Annotated in this window: 6 protein-coding genes; all 6 read left to right on the forward strand. The window is 37.9% G+C overall.

Features of this window, described 5'->3' with window-relative positions; all coding sequences use genetic code 11:
* The first annotated feature begins 311 nt into the window (after positions 1-311).
* The 6 genes from MXE38_RS10080 (at position 312) to MXE38_RS12440 (ending at position 18,789) form a co-directional block, all read left to right on the forward strand.
* A complete protein-coding gene (locus MXE38_RS10080; RefSeq protein WP_246914403.1) occupies positions 312-4,253 on the forward strand; it encodes a hypothetical protein in 3,942 nt (1,313 codons plus the stop codon).
* 467 nt (positions 4,254-4,720) lie between these two features.
* The gene (locus MXE38_RS10085) at positions 4,721-8,650 is read left to right on the forward strand and encodes a hypothetical protein (RefSeq protein WP_246914405.1); all 3,930 of its coding nucleotides are present in this window, start codon (positions 4,721-4,723) and stop codon (positions 8,648-8,650) included.
* A 476-nt stretch (positions 8,651-9,126) separates the two neighbouring features.
* Positions 9,127-13,263: a hypothetical protein gene (locus MXE38_RS10090; protein ID WP_246914407.1), complete on the forward strand. Its 4,137-nt coding sequence runs from the start codon at positions 9,127-9,129 to the stop codon at positions 13,261-13,263.
* Positions 13,264-13,529: 266 nt separating this feature from the next.
* Complete coding sequence (locus MXE38_RS10095) at positions 13,530-14,060, forward strand: hypothetical protein (RefSeq protein ID WP_246914410.1); 531 nt, start codon at positions 13,530-13,532, stop codon at positions 14,058-14,060.
* Positions 14,061-14,672: 612 nt separating this feature from the next.
* On the forward strand, positions 14,673-18,584 hold the full coding sequence (locus MXE38_RS10100) for a hypothetical protein (protein WP_246914412.1): 3,912 nt from the start codon (positions 14,673-14,675) through the stop codon (positions 18,582-18,584).
* A gap of 76 nt (positions 18,585-18,660) precedes the next feature.
* Entirely contained in the window at positions 18,661-18,789 is a 129-nt protein-coding gene (locus tag MXE38_RS12440) for a hypothetical protein (protein WP_281503197.1), read from the forward strand.
* Positions 18,790-19,347: the final 558 nt, after the last annotated feature.

Below are 19,347 nucleotides of genomic sequence, written 5' to 3' on the forward strand. Positions count from 1 at the left end.
TCGACCTTTAACTAAAACTTTAGACAGAATTAATATTAAAATACAGCATAGCTCATATATTACAAAATTAATGTTACCGTGTAACATAAAAAATGTGACTCAAATCAATAGTGATAAAAATCTCGTACTGTATTTTTATTGTTTTGACAGCTTTCTTGGCATCGACCAATATGGCAAAATAGTTGAGTATTGGTGCACAAACATAGTCCTTGAGAGCTAATCTAAAAGGCTAAGCAGTGATTGGCAATAAGATTAGGTGCTTTTGTGCTCATTCATTTTTTCATTAAATAAGTAGGCAACAGGTAGTATTTATGAAGTGGTATCAGGCTCATTTAAGGGTCATGTCGCATTTGTTTGAGTTGGGATTATTCGATGAGGTTAATTCCTGCTATCGCAATTATTGTCTTGAAAGCACTAAAGATGCTTATGAGCAGTTTTTGGGTTTAGTGATCAATGAAGATATTAAACTCTATTGTGAGGCATTGAGTGCTAAAAAGTTAGCTAAAAACGTGCTTACTACTAGCAATATACTATCTTACTACTTTAAGGCAACTGCTTGTTTTGCCATGGTTAAAGCACTGCAAAAGGTCTCTAAGGCTAATTTCAACGATGTTGATCCAGCTGAGGAGATGCCTGAGAAGTATTACCAGGTGCTATTTGAGCCAAATGGAGAGCTTAAAAATGATGTCTTAATGCAAGCTGTTAAGGCACAAACTTTTAACAGTTCACCTACAGAGTTTGTAAGTGCTCTATTAAAGTTTGACATTATCCCATACATCACTGGCAGAAATTTTTATCTGCCTGCGTTGTCTAATGATGATATATTCGTTAGCATCTTCGATAAGAATGAGCGCAATGTCATTTCAAAAAATGAGATTGGGCTATTAAAAGTAGCAGAGGCTAAACAGAAAACTCCAAGAGTTTTAGCAAGCGAGGCTTCAACTGCCAAAAAGGTCAATTATTTTCATATTGATAGCAAGCTAGATTCAGGATTTGGCATGCTAAGAGTTTTTGACCTCTTAGGTATGCATTTATTGTTGGTTGCCCAGCGCCGTAAGTATTTGTTTGATTGCTATCGCAAGGATGATTTGCGCTCTAATTATAAGGCTTTAGAGCAAGTTAAGAGTGATGATATTGTGCGCTTGCACAACAAGGCCGTAGTAGCCTGTGGTGTTTTTGAGGAAGCTCAAAAGGGTCTTATTAACATTCATGGCGTATTTAATGACTTTAATGCCATTGTTAAGGCTTATGTTGGTCGCAATGATGCCTTGTATCAATATCTTTGCTATTTTTGTGATTTGTTTGAAGACTTAGCTCCAAACAATAGTTGTACTAACGAAGAGTCTAGTTGGGCAGTAAGCTTCTACTTTTACAATTTATATGAGCCTTTTAAGCAGTTTTCGCAATTGCAAGCTAGATTATTGAAAAATGTCAATGATTTACTGGCTATTGATGTGAGCCTACTTAAGGGAAGAACTGAGCTACTCTCTTTTGACCAAGAGATAATGAATAATCTTATAGACTTGCTCAAAACAAGTATGTATGACCTTTGTGCTCATTTTGCACCATCATTTAAGAGTGCGCAACTAAGCCATCCACGTGTGGTTAATTTTCAAGACATTGTACATGCTTGTCTTTCTTATGGTCATAGCCTTAATAAAGCAGCTCCAACATTGCCTTATCCTATTAAAGTCAACTCTCCATACACTGTAGATGATTATGGTGATCCAAGCTGGATTGAGTCGGATAATAATAATATCTCTCTAGTCCATGAAAAGCTTGCCTATGAGGTAATTAGTGACCCTAAGCCAATAGAGTTTAGTAGAAAGCTTAATGTCTATTTAGATATGTTTAGCTTTATGTCTATTATGGTAGAGCTCTACAATAATCTGTACTTTAAGACAATGTGTATCGCTTCAAAGGAGTTTAATTCAGACACCAATGTACGATATGCTTTTGATTTAGCTAATTGCAGCATCAATTGGGTAAAGGCTGTATTTCCTAGCTATGAAAAGCTGTTAAAGGATGAGACCTTTGCTCAATTGCTTGAGGCTCATAAGGCTTGCTTTGATAAGTTAGTTTTAATCTTGGATTTACAAGGGGAAACCCATCTTCTTTATGAAGACGGCTATACCTCTAACTTGTTGCGTAAGACTAACAATTACGATCAAGAGTTCGCAGATAGCCTTGAAAGTGGCCATGCTACCAGTGACAAGCCTACTCTAAACAAAGCTGAGCAATTGCTGCTTAATAAGACCAGCATTGGCTTTTTACAAGAATGTCATAAGCTTTGTCAAATTAGCAAAGATTTGGCTAACAAACAGTCTGATTTGGATAATTTCTTAAATGAACAAACAGGCAATTTCATTGCTTTAAAAACTCATTTTTTTAGCAAAATATACAATTTGTACTTATTGCCGATTAGAGCTTTAAGTCAAAACTTAATGCTTAACTTAGCTAATGTCCCTGAGGATTTAAAGCAAAGCGTTGGCTTTGCATCAGACACTGATCCATCCAATAAGGTTAGCAATCTTAGATCTTTGTTTAATAGCTCACCAAATGAGACAATCAACAATTTCTATAAATGTGTTTATGAAACAGTGTTGGCAATGTTGGCCAAAGACATTAATAGCACTTTTAATGCGATCATTCCTTACTTATATCTAGACACTAAACAAGATTTTACTCAATCTTTACCTAGTTTGACTTTGTTGACGGATGAGATCTGTGCTTTTAAAGACGCTAATTATATTATCATGACTGCGTCTAAGCGTTTATTGCAAAGCTACGACTATGATGAAGCCATTCAAAAGCAAATCAGTCAAAACACGCTTTTTGTTAATAGTGCTTTGTGTTTGATGCTTCTTCCTTTCTCTGCTTGCACTCAATATATTATGATTGCGCTAGTAAAGAATTTTGTAAATCAGGTGTTGGCTTTTACCAGAATCAAGCAAGTTGATGAGTACGAGAAGTATTTTAATATTGTCTACAGCTTGGTGCACAAAGTGGCTAAGTTCTGGAGTAATAGTCAAGCTAAATTACAGAATTTATACTCACTTGCGGAGCAAAATAATGCGATGTTGTGTGAACAGTTTGAATACAAGGAGTATTTGACAGAGATCACTGACATGCTGTCTATATCGCAAAACCTATGCTCCAAATATATGTCCTCCAACAAAGGTTTAAAGACCTTTAATAGTGCTTATAATCTTGCAGCTTGGCTTTCACTTTATCAAGATTTGCTAGAGAATGCTCCAAAAGTTCTCCAGTGCATCGATGTAAGGTACTTTAAAAATCTGGGCACAAGCATAAGTTCTGTTCTTCCTTATTTTAATAAGCAAGATTACATTTCTGTAAGTGATTCTTTTCTTGCAAATGCAATGGAGGCAACTGGTGAGCGCTTAACGCAGCCTGAATTGTCAGTGGTTAAGCATTTCTTTGGTGAAGAGATTGCTTCAATAGTAGAAGAAGAAGAGTTGGAGTTTTATGAAGACAATGACGACGATTACCTCATATTCTCTAGATTTTTCGGTGGTGGGCCTCGTGAAAAAGGTCTTACTAAAACCAATATGCGCCTTATTGATTTAGTAAAGGAAAAAATGCATCTGCTCGATGATGATCAGTTGCACCAGCTTTTAAATCTTGAAAGCCAGAAAATTGCAACACAAATTGTTGATTCTTCAACCTCTAGCTCTACAGCCAAGGCAAAAGCTAAGGCCACTACTGCCAAGAGCAAGGCTACCACCACTAATAGCAAAGCTGCATCAGCAGCCAAGAGCAAAGCCCAAAAGGCAGCCACTAAAAAAGAAGCAACAGATGCCAATGTAATTATTGAGCCTCTTGATGCTATTGAGACTGAGGCCAAGCCTAAGGCTCAGACCACTCGTTCTAAGGCCAAAAAGGCCGAAGAAGCTTCTGAGGAAAAAACTAAGGCTAAGAGCACCACTAAAGCCACCGCTACTAAAAGCAGGGCTAAAAAGGTAGCAACCACAAGCTCTAACGAAGCTACTGCGACAGCCGACTCTGCTGAGGTTACAGAGGCCGAGCCAAAGAAAAAGGCCACCGCTACTAAAAGTAGGGCCCAAAAGGTAGCTGCAATGGCCTCAAATGAGGCTAAAGCTGAGGATGCTGCTGAGGTAACTGATGCGGCTAAGGTAGCGGAGGCTGCTCCAAAGAAAAAGGCCTCTACAGCACGTACTACTAGCAAAGCAAGTGCTAGCACCCGTGCTAAAAAGAGCGCTGCTAAGAGCTAAATGACCTTGTAGGTTAATTTTAAAAAGCTTAGATCTTGATAAGGTCTAAGCTTTTTTAATCTCAAGAATTAAAGATACTGCCGACCAAAGGCCATTGTATTGTTTTGTGGTACAGCAGATTTAGTGAGCTCAGAATTAAAGAAAGGTGCTCTTATAGGCAATATTGGGATTGTGATTGGGGTAGGGGCAAGACAAGTTCAATAATTTAGCCCTGATTTGCTCTTACGAAAGGTTCAAAAGTTTGGGTACAACTGTAGCTGTCTTGTGGCTCTTATGATCTTGGATTAAGTTTGTTTAGACAGTAAATGAACTTTATTGGTATATGCCAATATGGCAAAATAGTTGAGTATTGGGGTACAAACATAGTCTTTTAGACTTAATCTAAGTGGCTAAGAAGTAATTAGCAATAAGATTAGGCGCTTTTGTGCTCATTCATTCTTGTAATAATTAAACAGTAGGTAGTCCTTATGAAGTGGTATCAGGCTCATTTAAGAGTCATGTCGCGTTTGTTTGAGTTGGGATTTTTTGATGAGGTTAATTCCTGCTATCGCAAGTTTTGTATCGAAGGCACTCCAAGTGATCGTGAGCTCTTTATGCGTTTAGTGCTAAATGATAATGATATTAAACTTTATTGTGACGTACTAAGTGCCAAAAATTTAGTTAAAAAACACCTACCTTATAGCGATATAGTTGCTTATTACTATCAGGCAATTGCTTGTTTTACTATGGCTAAAGCACTACCAAAGCAATCTGCTAGCAAACTTAATGAAGTTGAAGCTTCTGAGGATATGCCTCTTAGACCTTACAACGCTTTATTTGAGAAAAATGGTGAAATCAAAGATAATGTCCTGATTAATGCTTTTAAAAAGCAGGATTTTACTAGTTCGCCTAAAGTCTTTGTAACTACATTGCTACGTTTCAACTATGATAGGTATATAAGTGGCAAAGACTTATCAGTCATTAGTTTGAACTCTTATGCCTACTACCACTATAGAGAGAGCAACTTAACCAGTAAAGCGGCACATGATGCTATTTCATATTTTAATAGCATTTCATATTGGAACATGGACGCTCGTAAGAGCTTGCAAAACAAAGCTGATAAAAAAGTTTCAACTGTTAAAGTGGGCAACTATTTTTATCTCGATAGTAAGCTTGATTCAGGTTTTGAATTGCTAAAAGTTATTGATCTTTTAGGCATGCATTTATTGCTGGTTGCCCAGCGCCGTAAGTTTTTGTTTGAGCGCTTTAACTGCATTGATTTGCGCTCTAATTATAAAGCTTTAGAGCAAGTTAATAGCGATGATATTGTGCGCTTGCACAACAATGCTCTAGCAGCTTGTCTTGCTTTTGAAGAAACACTTAAGGGGCTAATTAGCAACGCATCTTACTTTAAAGACTGTAATATCCTAGTTAAGGATTATGTTGGTCGTAATGATGCCTTGTATCAATATATTTGCTATTTTGTCCAATTGTTTGAGGACTTAGAGGCGAGTGATTATAGTACTAACTTAGCTAATAGTTGGAAAGTTGAGTACTACTATTTCAATCTCTATGAGCCTTTTAAGCAGTTTTCTCGTTTGCAATCTAAATTATTGAATGTGGTCGATGATTTACTGAGCGCTGATGGCACTCCAGCCAAGTGTCTTAACAATTATTACTCTTATGAGCAAAAGATTGTGAAGGGACTACTAGACTCTATCCCAGCAAGTGTATTGGATATTTGTGCACATTTTGCTCCGACACATGATAATGTCATGCTAAGCCGCCCTAGTGTGGTTCATTTTCAAGACATTGTACATTCTGTCATGTCTTATTCTCAGAGCCTTAATCATACATATCCAACCTTGCCTTATCCTATCAATACAGGCTCTAAGTATGATGTAGAGGATTGCGGTGAGCTCATATGGTTAAAACGTATGAGAAGAGAAAGTGAGAATCAGATTGAAGCTATCAATGAAAAGCTTGCTTATGAAGTAATTAATGATCCTAAGCCAATTGTTTTTAGTCGCAAGCTCAATATCTACTTTGAGATGTTTTGCATAATCTCTGACTTAGTAGAGATCTACAATAATTATTACCTCAGAACCATTTACAACGCTAATGATGAGTTTAATCCAGGTTCGAAATTAAGCTTTGCCTTTGATTTATCTTATTGCGGCGAAGATTTGGTAAACACTATTTATCCTACTTATGAGCTGTTGTTAAAGGATGAGACTTTCATTAAGTTGATTGAGTGTCATCGAGCTTGCTTTGAGCATTTAGTTCTAATCATGGATTTACAAGGTGATATTAACCTTCTCTATGAAGATAACTATATGTCGGACTTGTTGCGCAAGACAAATAACTACGATCAAGAGCTTGCCGATAACCTTGCTCTTAATAAAACTGCAAGTGAAAGTTCTGATACACTTAATCTTAGCAAGGCAGAACAATTACTGCTTAATAAGACTTGTATTAGCTATCTTCAAGATTGCCAAAAGTTTGGTCAACTTAGCAAAGAGTTTGTAGAAAACACATCTGAACTTGATCAGTTTTTAGAGGAAAAATTAGAAAATTTCATCTTCGCCAAAAATCATGCGTTTGGTCTGATACAGAACATATGCTTGTATCCTATTATTGCTTTTAGTCAGTACATAATAGCCAACATGGATAATGTACCTGATGACCTAAAGTTAAACTTAGCAGGAGCTTCAAACAATGTTCAGCTCAATAATGATAGAAGCATTGAGCTAAACCAGAATTTCTATAAATGCGTGTATGAAACATTCCTGGTTTTTTTAGCTAAAAATATGAATCTCTTTATTAATGAGATCATTCCCTACAACAAATTAGCTACTAAAGAAGATTTTGCCAAGTCCTTAAACAGTGTGTGTTTTATTGAAAGTAAGCATAGCTGGTTTAGAAACTCACATTATCTTGTCTTGGTTGCTTACAAGCGTTTAATGCAAAGCTGCAACTATGATACATTTATTAGTAAGCACATACGCTACAACCCTTTGTTAATTAATAGTGCTTTGATGTGGATTATAAGAGAGTACTCCTATTCCTTAAATTTAACTATCTTGCCTATAGTTAAGTACTTTGTAAGGATGGTGTTGTCTTTGACTAGAATGCAGCAGGTCGAAGAGTACCAACCTTATTTGAATATGCTTTACAGCTTAATACAAAAATTAACTAAGTTGTTTTCTACTAATCCTGCCAAAATCGGTAATTTAAATGCATTAGTAGAGCAAGGCAATGTGGTGCTTTACGAACGCTTTGAGTACAAGTCATATCTCTCTGAGGTAGTTGATGTTTTATCTTTGTATGAAGGTCTATGGCGCAAATATAATAGTACCTACAGTGATTTAAATCACATCTATGATGCTTGTCAAGTTTCAGGTTTTCGTACCTTGTATAAGGACTTGTTAGAGGATGCGCCTAGAGTCCTTAAATGTATAGATGTTAATTTTTATAAAAATCTGGGCACGCAGTTGCATAATGCTACGCCTTATTTTAATACTCAAGACTACGTTTCACTTAGTCGAGATTATATTGGCCAGGCCATGAATGCAGGCGGTGATGGCTTATCGCGAATCATATTGTCAGTAGTTAATGAATTTTTTGGTAAAGAAATTGCCTCTATGATTCAAGCAGAAGACAAGAAACATCGTGCTCCATTGTACTACTTTTACTCCTTACTTTGGTCCCGTAATAGGCCTGCTGATAAAGATTTAACTAAACCTGAGATACGCATCATTCGTTTGGTATTGGACAAAATGCGCATTTTGGATGATGAGGAGTTGCATCAGGTTTTAAATCTGGATAGTCAGAAAATTGCGGCTCAAATTGTTGATTCTTCTGTAGCTGTAGCTTCTAGCAAACCAAAAGCCAAGGCCTCCACCAAGATCATGGCTGCTACCACTAAGGGCACAACTCAAAAGGTAGCATCAACAACTGCTCCTAAAGTTAATGCAGATAAGGCAACGAACGATACCAAGGCAGACGATACTGCTAAGGAAACTAAGGTCGAGCCACAGAAAAAGGCCACCAGAGCCAAGAAGGCCTCCACAGCTACAGCTAAGGCAACTGCTGGTAAAGATGCCTCTGCACAGGCCATAGCAGAGGTGGAACTTGAAGCAGATGCTAAGCCTAAGGCCACGGCTAAGAGCACTCGCTCTAAGGCCAAAAAGGCCGAAGAAGCTTCTGAGGAAAAAACTAAGGCTAAGAGCACCACTAAGGCCATCGCTACTAAAAGTAGGGCCAAAAAGGTAGCCACCACAAGCTCTAACGAAGCTACTACAACAGCCAACTCTGCCGAGGTTACTGAGGTCGAGCCAAAGAAAAAGGCCGCTAGACCACGTAATACTAGCAAAGCAAGTGCTAGCACCCGTGCTAAAAAGAGCACTACTAAGTAAGAGCTAAATGACCTTGTAGGTTAATATTCAAAAGCTTAGATCTTGATAAGGTCTAAGCTTTTTTAATCTTTAGGATTAAGGCACTAGCCTGCCAAAGGCCATTGTGTTGTTTTGTGGTAAAGCAGATTTAGTGTGCTAAGTATTCAAGAATGGTGCTCTTATAGGCAACATTGTAATTTGATTGGGGCATGGGCAAGACAGGTTCTATATGTTAGCCTATATTTGCTCTTACGAAAGGTTCAAAAGTTTGGGTACAGCTACAGTTGTCTTGGGGGTCTTATGATCTGTGATTAAGTTTTTGGGACAGTAGATGAACTTTATTGGCATCGACCAATATGGCAAAATAGTTGAGTATTGGAGTACAAACATAGTCCTTGAGAGTTAATCTAAGTGGCGAAGTAGTGCTTGGCAATAAGATTAGGGGCTTTTGTGCTCATTCATTTTTTCATTAAATAAGTAGGCAGTAGGTAGTTTTTATGCGGTGGTATCAAGTTCATTTGAGAGTTTTGTCGCGCTTGTTTGAGTTAGGATTATTTGACGAGGTTAATGCCAGCTATCGCAATTATAGTCTTAACAGAAATACAGTTAATAAAGAGCTGTTTAAGAGTTTAGTAATAACTGATGACATTAAGCTCTATTGCAACGCATTGAGTGAAAACAAATTAGCTAGAAACGCCGTAAATGTCAGCAATATCTTGATTTCTTACTTTAAGACAACAGCTTGTTTCACTATAGTTAAAGCTTTGCAAGATAGTGTAGGTATCTCATTCGATACAATTAAGATTACTGATGAAATACCAGCTAATTGCTATCAGGTATTGTTTACTGAAATGGGAGAGCTCAAAGATGAGGTTCTCATTAATGCTTTTAACCACCAAGGCTTTACCAACTCACCTAAGGACTTGGTAAGTACTTTTTTGAAGTTTGACTATGAGAATTATCTGAGTTTTGAAAATTTTAAAATCGATACAATCACCGATGATTATTTCAAGTTAGCGTGTAAGCTTAACCTCACTAGTGAGGCGGCTCAAGATATTATTACTAACTATGATTACCGTGTTCTAAACAAATTACAAGCTAGAAAGAAAGCTTATCGAATCGCTGAAAAAAATGCGGCAGATACTCAAGGTATCAATTATTTTAATAGCTATAGTAAGCTAGATTCAGGTTTTGGCTTGCTACAAGTTATTGATCTATTAGGCATGCATTTATTGTTGGTTGCCCAGCGCCGTAAGTTTTTGTTTGAGCGCTATAGATGTGATGATTTGCGCTCCAATTATAAGGCTTTAGAGCAGGTTAATAGCGACGATATTGTGCGTTTGCACAACAATGCTGTAGTGGCTTGCAATGATTTTCTTGTGGCCCGCAAAGCTATTATTAGCAAAAAAGGCAACTTGGTTGACTTCAATATCATAGTCAAGGCTTATGTAGGTCGCAATGATGCTTTGTATCAATATATTTGCTATTTTTGTCAATTGTTTACCGATTTAAAGCCTAATTTGCTTTGTACTAACAAAATTTGTACTTGGGATGTGGAATACTACTATTACGACCTGTATGATGCTTTTATGGATCTTTCTCATTTGCAAGCTAAATTATTGGCTAATGTTGATAATTTACTTGGTTTAAATTTGTATTTAGTTAAGTACATAGGAGATCCAATCAAATACGATAGCGAGATTCTTAGCAAAGTAGAATATCGTACTCCTGCAAGTATTTATGAGCTTTGTGCACATTTTGCTCCTTACTTTGACTCAGCAAAGCTATGCCATCCTAGTGTCGTTAATTTTCAAGACATTGTAAATTCAGTAATGTCTTACTCTCAGGGTCTTACTCATGTCAAGCCAACCATGCCTTATCCTATTAAAAAAGGCTCTGAATATGATATAGAGGATAGCGGTGATCCAAGTTGGTTAGAGCGTGAGGAGTGTGACCTCGTCACTATTAATCAACAGTTTGCTTATGAGTTAATTAGCGATCCTAAGCCAATAGTATTTAGTAGAAAGCTTAATATCTACCTAGACATGTTCTGCTTGGCATCAAACTTCGTAGAGCATTACAATCATTTTTACTTTACAACAATTTATGCCAGCATTCAGGAGCTCATGACTAACTCAAAGGCTCGTTTTGCCTTTGATTTGACTTATTCCGACCAAGATGTGGTAACAATGATTTACCCTCTTTATGAGATGTTGTTAAAGGATGAAACTTTCTGTCAACTACTTGAGTGTCATCAAGCTTGCTTTGAGCGTTTAGTTTTAATCATGGATTTACAAGGTGATACTCACCTTCTCTATGAAGATAACTATATGTCTCACTGGTTGCGTCATACTAATAATTACGATCAAGAACTTGCCGATAGCCTTGCTCTTAATAAAAGAGCAAGTGAAAGTTCTGATACACCTAATCTTAGCAAGGCAGAGCAATTGCTGCTTAATAAGACCTGTATTAGCTATCTGCAAGATTGTCAAAAGCTTTGTCAGCTTAGCAAGGCGTTGATAAACAAGACCATAGAGCTTGATGAATTATTAAATGAAACACTAAGCGGTTTTATTTCCAACAAGGCTCAAATATTTGGTCGTTTACAAAACGTTTTTTTGCTTCCTATTAGAGCTTTAACTCAGTATGCAATACTTAACTTAGATAATGTTCCTGAGGAGTTAAAGGCAAACACAATGTTTGCATCACAAAGTGTTCTGACCTCTGAGCGTAGCACTAGTGATGGTTTAGTTGCTATGTCAGATACTGAGGTTAACCAAAAGTTCTATCAATGCTTTTATGAAACTCTTCTGGCCATATCTGCTAAAGATATGAATCTCTTTGGCATAGAGATTATTCCTTATACCAATTTTGCGACTAAAGAAGATTTTGCCAAAGCTTTGAATAAATTTGCTTTGATTCTAAACAATGACTGTAGTCTTAGAAGATCTAATTATATTGTCATGGTTGCTTACAAGCGTTTATTGGAAAGCAACAACTATGACCAAGCTATTATTAGACAGGTTAGCAACAACGCACTTGTTAGCAATGCTGCTTTGAGTTTTCTTCTTGAACCTTATTCCTCTTGCTTAAAATTGCTTCTAATCCCAATCGTCAAGTTTTTTGTCAGGACAGTGATGCAATTTACCAGAATTAAGCAGGTAGAGGAGAGCCATGAATATTTAAATGTTATCTATAATTTGGTTAACAAGTTGGCTAAGTTCTTGGCGGCTAATCCTGCCAAAATCAACAACTTAAAAACATTAGTTGACCAAGGCAATGTGGTGCTTTGTGAGCGCTTTGAGTACCAGTCATACATGTCAGAGATAGTTGACTTGTTGTCATTGTGTGAAAGTCTGTGCCTTAAATATATGGACACCTACGAGGAGTTTAGTATTACATATGATTTTTGTGAAATTTCAGATTTTTTAGCCTTGTATAAGGACTTGTTAGAGGATAGTCCTAAAGTTCTCCAATGCATAGATGTCGATTATTTTAAAAATCTTTTAAATAATCCGTCTACCTCTAATGTTGTTCCTTATTTTAACGATCAAGACTACGTATCCATGAACTCTAATTATTTCTACGATATCATGGAGATATGTGGTGATCGCTTATCAATAGCTCAATTGTATGTAGTAGAGCATTTTTTTGGTAAAGATGTTTCGGCTCTGATTAAAGCAGAGGATGATGCTTTTTACGGCGGGTATTTATTTTTGCATTACTTTACTGCTGCTAGATCTCGTCCTAAAGAGCTTAAAAAAACCAGTGAGCGTATTATTAACTTATTAACAGAAAAATTTCACTTATTGGATGATGTGCAGTTGCATCAGGTTTTAAATATTGAAAGCCAGAAAATTGCAACGCACATTGTTGATTCCTCAAACTCTGCCTCTACAGGCAAACCAAAAGCCAAGGCCTCCACAGCCAAGAGCAAGACTGCTACTGTGAAGAGCAAAGCTACAGAGGCTACCAAGAGCAAAGCTCAAAATGCTGCTACCACAGCTGCAAGTGAAATCGGTGCCGATGTGATTACTGAGGACAAGCCTAAAGCTAAGAGCACTCGCTCTAAGGCCAAAAAGGCCGAAGCAGCCACAGGTGCTGAGGCTGAATCCAAGCCAAAGTCCAAGAGCGCAACTAAGGCTACAGCTACTAAAAGTAGGGCTAAAAAGTTAGCTACTACAAGCCCTAATGAAGCTACTGCAACAGCCGACTCTGTTGAGGTTATAGAGGCCGAGCCAAAGAAAAAGGCCACCCGAGCTAAGAAGGCTTCCACAACTACAGCTACAGCTAAGGCCACTGCTGGTAAAGATGCCTCTGCACAGGCCAGCACAGAGGTAGAACTTGAGGCAGAGGCTAAGGCTAAAAGCACTCGCTCTAAGGCTAAAAAGGCCGAAGAAGCTTCTGAGGAAAAAACTAAGGCTAATAGCACCACAAAGGCCACCGCTACTAAAAGTAGGGCCAAAAAGGTAGCTGCGGTCGCCTCTACTGAGGCTAAAGCTGAGGATGCTGCTGAGGTAGCTGATGCGGCTAAGGTAGCTGAGGCTGCTCCAAAGAAAAAGGCCGCTACAGCACGTACTGCTAGCAAAACAAGTTCTAGCACCCGTGCTAAAAAGAGCGCTGCTAAGAGCTAAATGACCTTGTAGGTTAATATTCAAAAGCTTAGATCTTGATAAGGTCTAAGCTTTTTTGCTCTAAGAGGGCAAGCAGTCAGCTCTTTACAAGGTTAAGTTTTTAGGGCCTTGGTAAGTGTATTTGTGTATTTGCTGCTAAGATGTGCTAATTAGCTAAGTAGTAAAGACAATGCTGCAAAGCTCCAAGGACTTTGAATAGTTTTCTAAGTTAACAAAATCACTTATTGTATACTTTAAGGCACTGTTGATATGGAGACACATATAAGATGGAATACCCTCTTGAATTGCAAATAAGTGTTGTAAGGGATGTTCTCGTAGAGGACATTACAATTTCAGAGGCTGCGGCTAAGAATGAAGTAACAGAGGCATCTGTTAGACAATGGGTACAGGACAAGGATTTAAGTGTATATGCTTATTTGGAGCCTGATGAGGTTCGCACTTTAGTTCAACTTACTCCTCCTGGTGGTTTAAATCCAAGTACTGCTTTTTCTGTATATACTCTTGCCATTAGCCCTAAGATTAGTTCGGCAGATGCATCCGAGCTTTGTCAGCAATTTGGAGTAACCTTAGACGATCTTGTTGCTTATGGCAAAAACATAGAGCAGATTCGAACAATAGCTCTTAGAAACAAGGAGCAAAAAGCAGCTGCTCTAAGAAAAAGAGCAGCTGAATTAGAAAGGCTAAATCAAGAGGCGGCTGAGTTAAAAGCCCAATTGAGCGAAGCAAAGGCTTTGGCAGCTGAGAAAGAGGAGATGATTAACTTCCTCAAAAAATTAAGAGCGGCTATGAAAGTGTAGGCGGCAAGAAATAGTGCATGCATGGACAGAAAGCTTGTTCAAGATTACTGTGATTGAGCCAATTACCATCCAAGGTAATGGAACTTTAATAGGTCTAGTTTGCCTTGCCTAAAAAGGCAGCTAACAATTAAGGTTTTATCAATGGCAAAGATTGGCTCCATTACATGATAGGCTCAAGGAAAAAAACTTGTGGGCTCCCTTAAAACAGGCTCATTAGTGGTTTATATGACAAAGGGAATGAACCGCTAAAATAGCTTGTTCTCATGGATACCATTTTCTAAGTAATGGGGATCCTACAGCATTTGTGCTTGAATCCATTGCCTTGCCTTATACGGCAAAGCAAGGCAAAGCATAGCAAGGCATGGAATAGCATTGCATGGCATTTCAGTGCTGGCATGGCAATACTATAAAGGGTTATAAGCTCTTGGATTAACTGCTATTCTTTGAGCTTGGGTTTTGTTGATACAGGTGGCAAAGTTTAGGTTTTTGGCTAAAAGCATACTCACAAGAAACTAATCGAATCAAGGCTAAGCTTAGTAGTTCTTGGCCATAAGACAGAGTTAGCTTGTGCTAGTAAATTTCTTTAATCAATAAAAAAAACAGGAAGTTTTTATGAAGTGGTTCCAGGCTCATTTGAGAGTCATGTCTCGTTTGTTTGAGTTAGGAGTGTTTGATGAGGTTAATGCCAGCTACCGCCGCATGTGTTGTAGTGATAGCGCAGAAGATCAAGCGCACTTTCTTGAGTTAGTGCTAAACAAAGAGATAAGAGAACATTGCCACCACTTGTTCTATACTCAACCGAATTATAAGCAATGTGATAGGCGGTCTTTTAATGTTGTTTTGCAGTTCCACTATGATGTAGTGGCTGGTTTAACTTTATTCAAAGTAGTTGCTCCATTTGCAAAAAGCAATTTTGTTAAAGCTAATGTAAGTACAACTTTTCCTGTTAGTTTTTACAAAGCACTCTTTGAGCCTTCTGGCAAAATTAAAGATGATGTCCTCATGGCTGCATTTAACAATAAGTCCTATGTTAGATCACCTCATCAATTTGTAGTTGAGTTCTTAGTTTATCGCCGTAATTCGTATCTCTTCGATTCAGATTGCACAATTAAGACACTCAAGCATGATATTAGATATGATCCATTTCTTTTCGCTGAGAATGCCCGCTATAGTGTGGCTAGCTATTATATTAGTGAGGAAGAAAAAGCAGCCAAGTTTGAAAATGCGCAAGGCTATTGTATTGAAGAGCCAACTGACTCACAAAAGATTAATTATTTCCAGATCGATAGTAGGTTTGATTACGGCTTTGGCTTGCTCAAAGTTATTGATCTCTTAGGCATGAATTTGTTGTTGGTAGCACAGCGTCGTCATTATTTGTTTAAGTGCTTAAGAAATGATGATGTGCGCTCTAATTTTAAGGCTTTGATTAAAGTAAGTTGTGAGGAAATTGTGTGTTTGCACAATAATGCAGTGTCTGCTTGCTCAGCTTATGAGAAAGCCCATCAAAGCTTATTAAGCAATCAGATTAGTGAGCATGAGGTCAATGCTGCTGTGAGTTCATATGTAGCACGCACTGATGCTCTGTATCAGTACTTACGCTATTTTTGCCATGCTCTCTATACTTTGAAGCCTTTTTCTGAGGGTACAAACAATAGATACAGCTGGCAAGTAAGCTTTTACTATTTCAACATTTACACGTACTTTGCAGATCTTACGGAGTCGCACGAATATTTGTTGAAAAAGATTGTGAATCTTTTGGGTAGCAAGGATGTAGTAGAGGACTTTAAAGAGCTTCTCTTAGCTGACCAAAAGCAACTTAATGATATGGTAAAAACCATTCCTCATAATATTTATAAAGCTTGTGCTCACTATGCGCCTTTTAATAATCAGGAGCAGATCCATCCACGTGTGGTTGATTTTGAGGAAGTTGTAAACTCTGTCTTGTCTTATAGTCATAATCTGAATGACACAACTATTTGCTTGCCATCTCCTATTAAGGAATTAAGTACCTATGCATTAGAGGATAGTGGCAAAGTTGATTGGCCTGAGCTTAAAGATATAGCTATGTTAATGCCAACAATTAAAGAGCGTTTGGGTATGACTAACAATCAGTTGATCCACCTTCGCTTTGCTAAGAGTGTACTTAGAACTTGTGGCCCAATGGAATTTAATCGCAAACTTAATGTCTATTTAGACATGTTTAGCTTTGCGTCCTTGTTGGTTGAGGCTTTTAACTACACTTATTTAACTGCTATTTTTAACGCTGTAGCCCGTACTGAAAGTGAAAAAAGCCAGCCTATTATTGAAACTGAATTAGAGTTTGATCTAACTGATAGCAATATTAAATGGGTGGAGTGTGTTTTTCCTCATTATCAAATGCTGTTGCAAGATGAGGTTTTTAGAGAATTTATTGAGACTCATCAGGATTGTTTCAAGCACTTAACTCTAATATTAGACCTGCAAGGTCAGAGCAATCTTCTTTATGCAGATGGCTATATGACCTCTCTTTTGCATATTACTGATACTTATGATGAAGAGTTGGCTCAAAGTCTATCTAAAAAGCGTCGTGTTAACAATGAAGCTCCTCTTAATAAAGCAGAGCAGTTGCTACTTAACAAGACCTGCATTAACCTGATACAAGGATGTCACAAGCTTTGTACTCTCGGCAAAGAGCTGTTGACTAGAAAAATGGACCTTTTTGAGGGCTGTGAGGGTTTTTTAGGTAAGTTTATTGCAAATAAAGCACAGGTTTTCAGCTACATACTTACCTTGTGCTCTACTCCTATCTATGCTTTTAGTAATTATATAATCCAAGGCTTAGTGAATGTCCCAGCCGAGCTAATGCCTAATGCTGATCTTGCACCTGGTGATTATCTGGTAAACGAGGCTAACCAAAAGTTCTATAAGGATTTGTATGAAACTTTAATGGTCGTGTTAGCTAATGATGTTAACGAATATGCAAGAATTATTGTGCCTTATGCAAAGTTAACCACTAAAGAAGATTTAGCTAAATCTTTAAGTAGTATTACTTTGATCGAGCCTCGTTTGTTTTATCAGGGACACTATAATTCTGTAATGTTGGCATACGGTCGCTTTTTAGATGATAAGTACGATCAAGCCATGAACCAGCAAATTAGCAAGAATACCTTCTTTGCTAACAGTGCTTTATATTTGCTAATTTCCAAGAATTTCGAGTGTTTACCATCTCTTTTGATCGCAATCAAAAATATGCTTATTAATCATGTATGCCGTATCGATAGAGTGAAACACGTTAAGGAGTTTAGTGAGTACTACAATGTTGTCTACAATATAGTGCATAGACTAAACACTTTATCTGTCAACAATGAAGCTAAGCTGAATATGTTAAGGAGCCTGGCATATCAGGACAATGTGGTACTGTCTGAGAGTTTCGAGTACAAATCGTACCTATCAGAGTTAACTTATGCATTCTCCTTGTTAGCTAATTTGTGCAAACAGTACTCTGACAAAGACTCAGACCTTGAGTCTGTTTATAACAATGGTGAAATTGAAAATTTCTTAGCGCTGTATACAGATCTGTTAAAGGATTCTAATAAAGTCTTAATGCAAATTAACGGCAAGTATTTCAATGAGATTTTCATGAAAGAAAATGTTGTTTGCCCTTACTTCATTAACAAAAAATACCATATTGTTAATGATGAGTACATTGATAATTATTTAAGCAAGGTTTATAGAGGACTATTTACAGTGCAATCTGGGCTAGTTGAGTATTTGTTTGGCAAAGAGGTTTATTACCATACAGACTTGAAAGATTTTGTGTATTCGTTGGATGCTCCTGCTATGCGTTTTACATATATGGGCAACAGAGAACAGCTTACCAAAGTAACTTGCAAGATGGCGGACTTGGTCAAGGAAAAACTGCACTTGATGAGCGATAGTGAGCTTAATAAGCTACTAAATATCGACAGTAAGCTAATCTCAACTCAAATTGTTGATTCATCAACCTCCAATGCCGCTACAAAACCACAAGCTGCTACTGTAGCTAAGAGTAAGGCCTCTACAGTCAAAGCTAAGGCCAAGGCCACAACCACTAAGAGCAAGGCCGCAAAGGCAATAGCCACCAGCGCAACCGAGCCCTGCGCTGATGAAGCAACCAATGCAACCGACGCTACTGATGTTAAGCCCAAGAAAAAGGCTACCAGAGCCAAAAAAGCCACTACAGCTGATGCAACTGCCAGTGTAGCTGCCTCTATAAAGGCAAGTCCTGAGGTTGTGGTAGAAGCCAAGGCTGATGGCGCAGCCAAGAGCACAACTAAGGCCAATGCTGAGGCCAAGGCCAAGGCTAATAGCACCACCAAGGCCACTGCTACTAAAAGTAGGGCTAAAAAGGTAGCTACTGCCACCTCAACTGAGGCTAATGCTGACGCTGCTACTGAGGCTACCAAGGCTACAGGCGCAAAGCCAAAGCAAAAGGCCTCTACAGCACGTACTAATAGCAAAGCAAGCTCTAGCACTCGTGCTAAAAAGAGCACTGATAATAGCTAAATGACCGTGTAGGTTCCAATTCAAAAGCTTAGATCTTGATAAGGTCTAAGCTTTTTGCTTAAATTGCTTTTACTGAATGTTTAATACCAAACAGGCTCTTTCCTTATGTGCTTATGTGATGAGTCTTGATGTTAACTTACCAGTCTTATCTTATATTTGTAGTCGATTCATGTTTTCATTGGATAAGATTGTTGCAACTGGTTAAAGCTAATTGCTGATTCTAAAAATAGCTCTTATCAACTATGGGCAAAAAGCAGCTTCTTTAAGCAAACAAGTGGATAAATTAGAAAAGCTACCTAAATAGATGGCTAAGTTAAAATTACGATTGTGCAAAGCCAATGTCTTGGCTGCCAAGAAAGATGAGATGATTCACCTTTAAAACAATTAAGAGCGGCTATGAAATTGCTGAGGGTAAGAAATAGTGCATGTATGTACAGAAAAGCTGTTCAAGATTAATGTGATTGAGTCAACTACCATCCAAGGCAATGGAGCCTTAATAGTCCTTATTTTAGCTTGCTTAAAAAGCCAGCTAACAATGAAGGGTGTACCAATGGATAAGATTGGCACTAGCTGACAAAGCAAACCATGGCATGGCATGGCACGTCATGGCAGTGCTGGGCATGGCAATACTATAAACCTGAACTCTGCATACTAAAGTAACCTCAAAGTAGATTTGCCTTATATATCGCATTTATCAAAAAATTGTAGAGGTTACCTAACAATAGGTTAACCTCTAGTCTTGTCCCTTGAAAACAAGATATAT

Origin of the sequence: Anaerobiospirillum sp. NML120448, from assembly GCF_023050945.1 — a bacterium.
GTDB lineage: Bacteria > Pseudomonadota > Gammaproteobacteria > Enterobacterales > Succinivibrionaceae > Anaerobiospirillum.

What these genes read in the sequence shown, in the direction of transcription:
- MXE38_RS10095 (WP_246914410.1), top strand. Translation starts at nt 13,530, where the DNA reads ATGGAATACCCTCTTGAATTGCAAATAAGTGTTGTAAGGGATGTTCTC.
- MXE38_RS10090 (WP_246914407.1), top strand. Translation starts at nt 9,127, where the DNA reads ATGCGGTGGTATCAAGTTCATTTGAGAGTTTTGTCGCGCTTGTTTGAG.
- MXE38_RS10085 (WP_246914405.1), top strand. Translation starts at nt 4,721, where the DNA reads ATGAAGTGGTATCAGGCTCATTTAAGAGTCATGTCGCGTTTGTTTGAG.
- MXE38_RS12440 (WP_281503197.1), top strand. Translation starts at nt 18,661, where the DNA reads ATGTTTAATACCAAACAGGCTCTTTCCTTATGTGCTTATGTGATGAGT.
- MXE38_RS10100 (WP_246914412.1), top strand. Translation starts at nt 14,673, where the DNA reads ATGAAGTGGTTCCAGGCTCATTTGAGAGTCATGTCTCGTTTGTTTGAG.
- MXE38_RS10080 (WP_246914403.1), top strand. Translation starts at nt 312, where the DNA reads ATGAAGTGGTATCAGGCTCATTTAAGGGTCATGTCGCATTTGTTTGAG.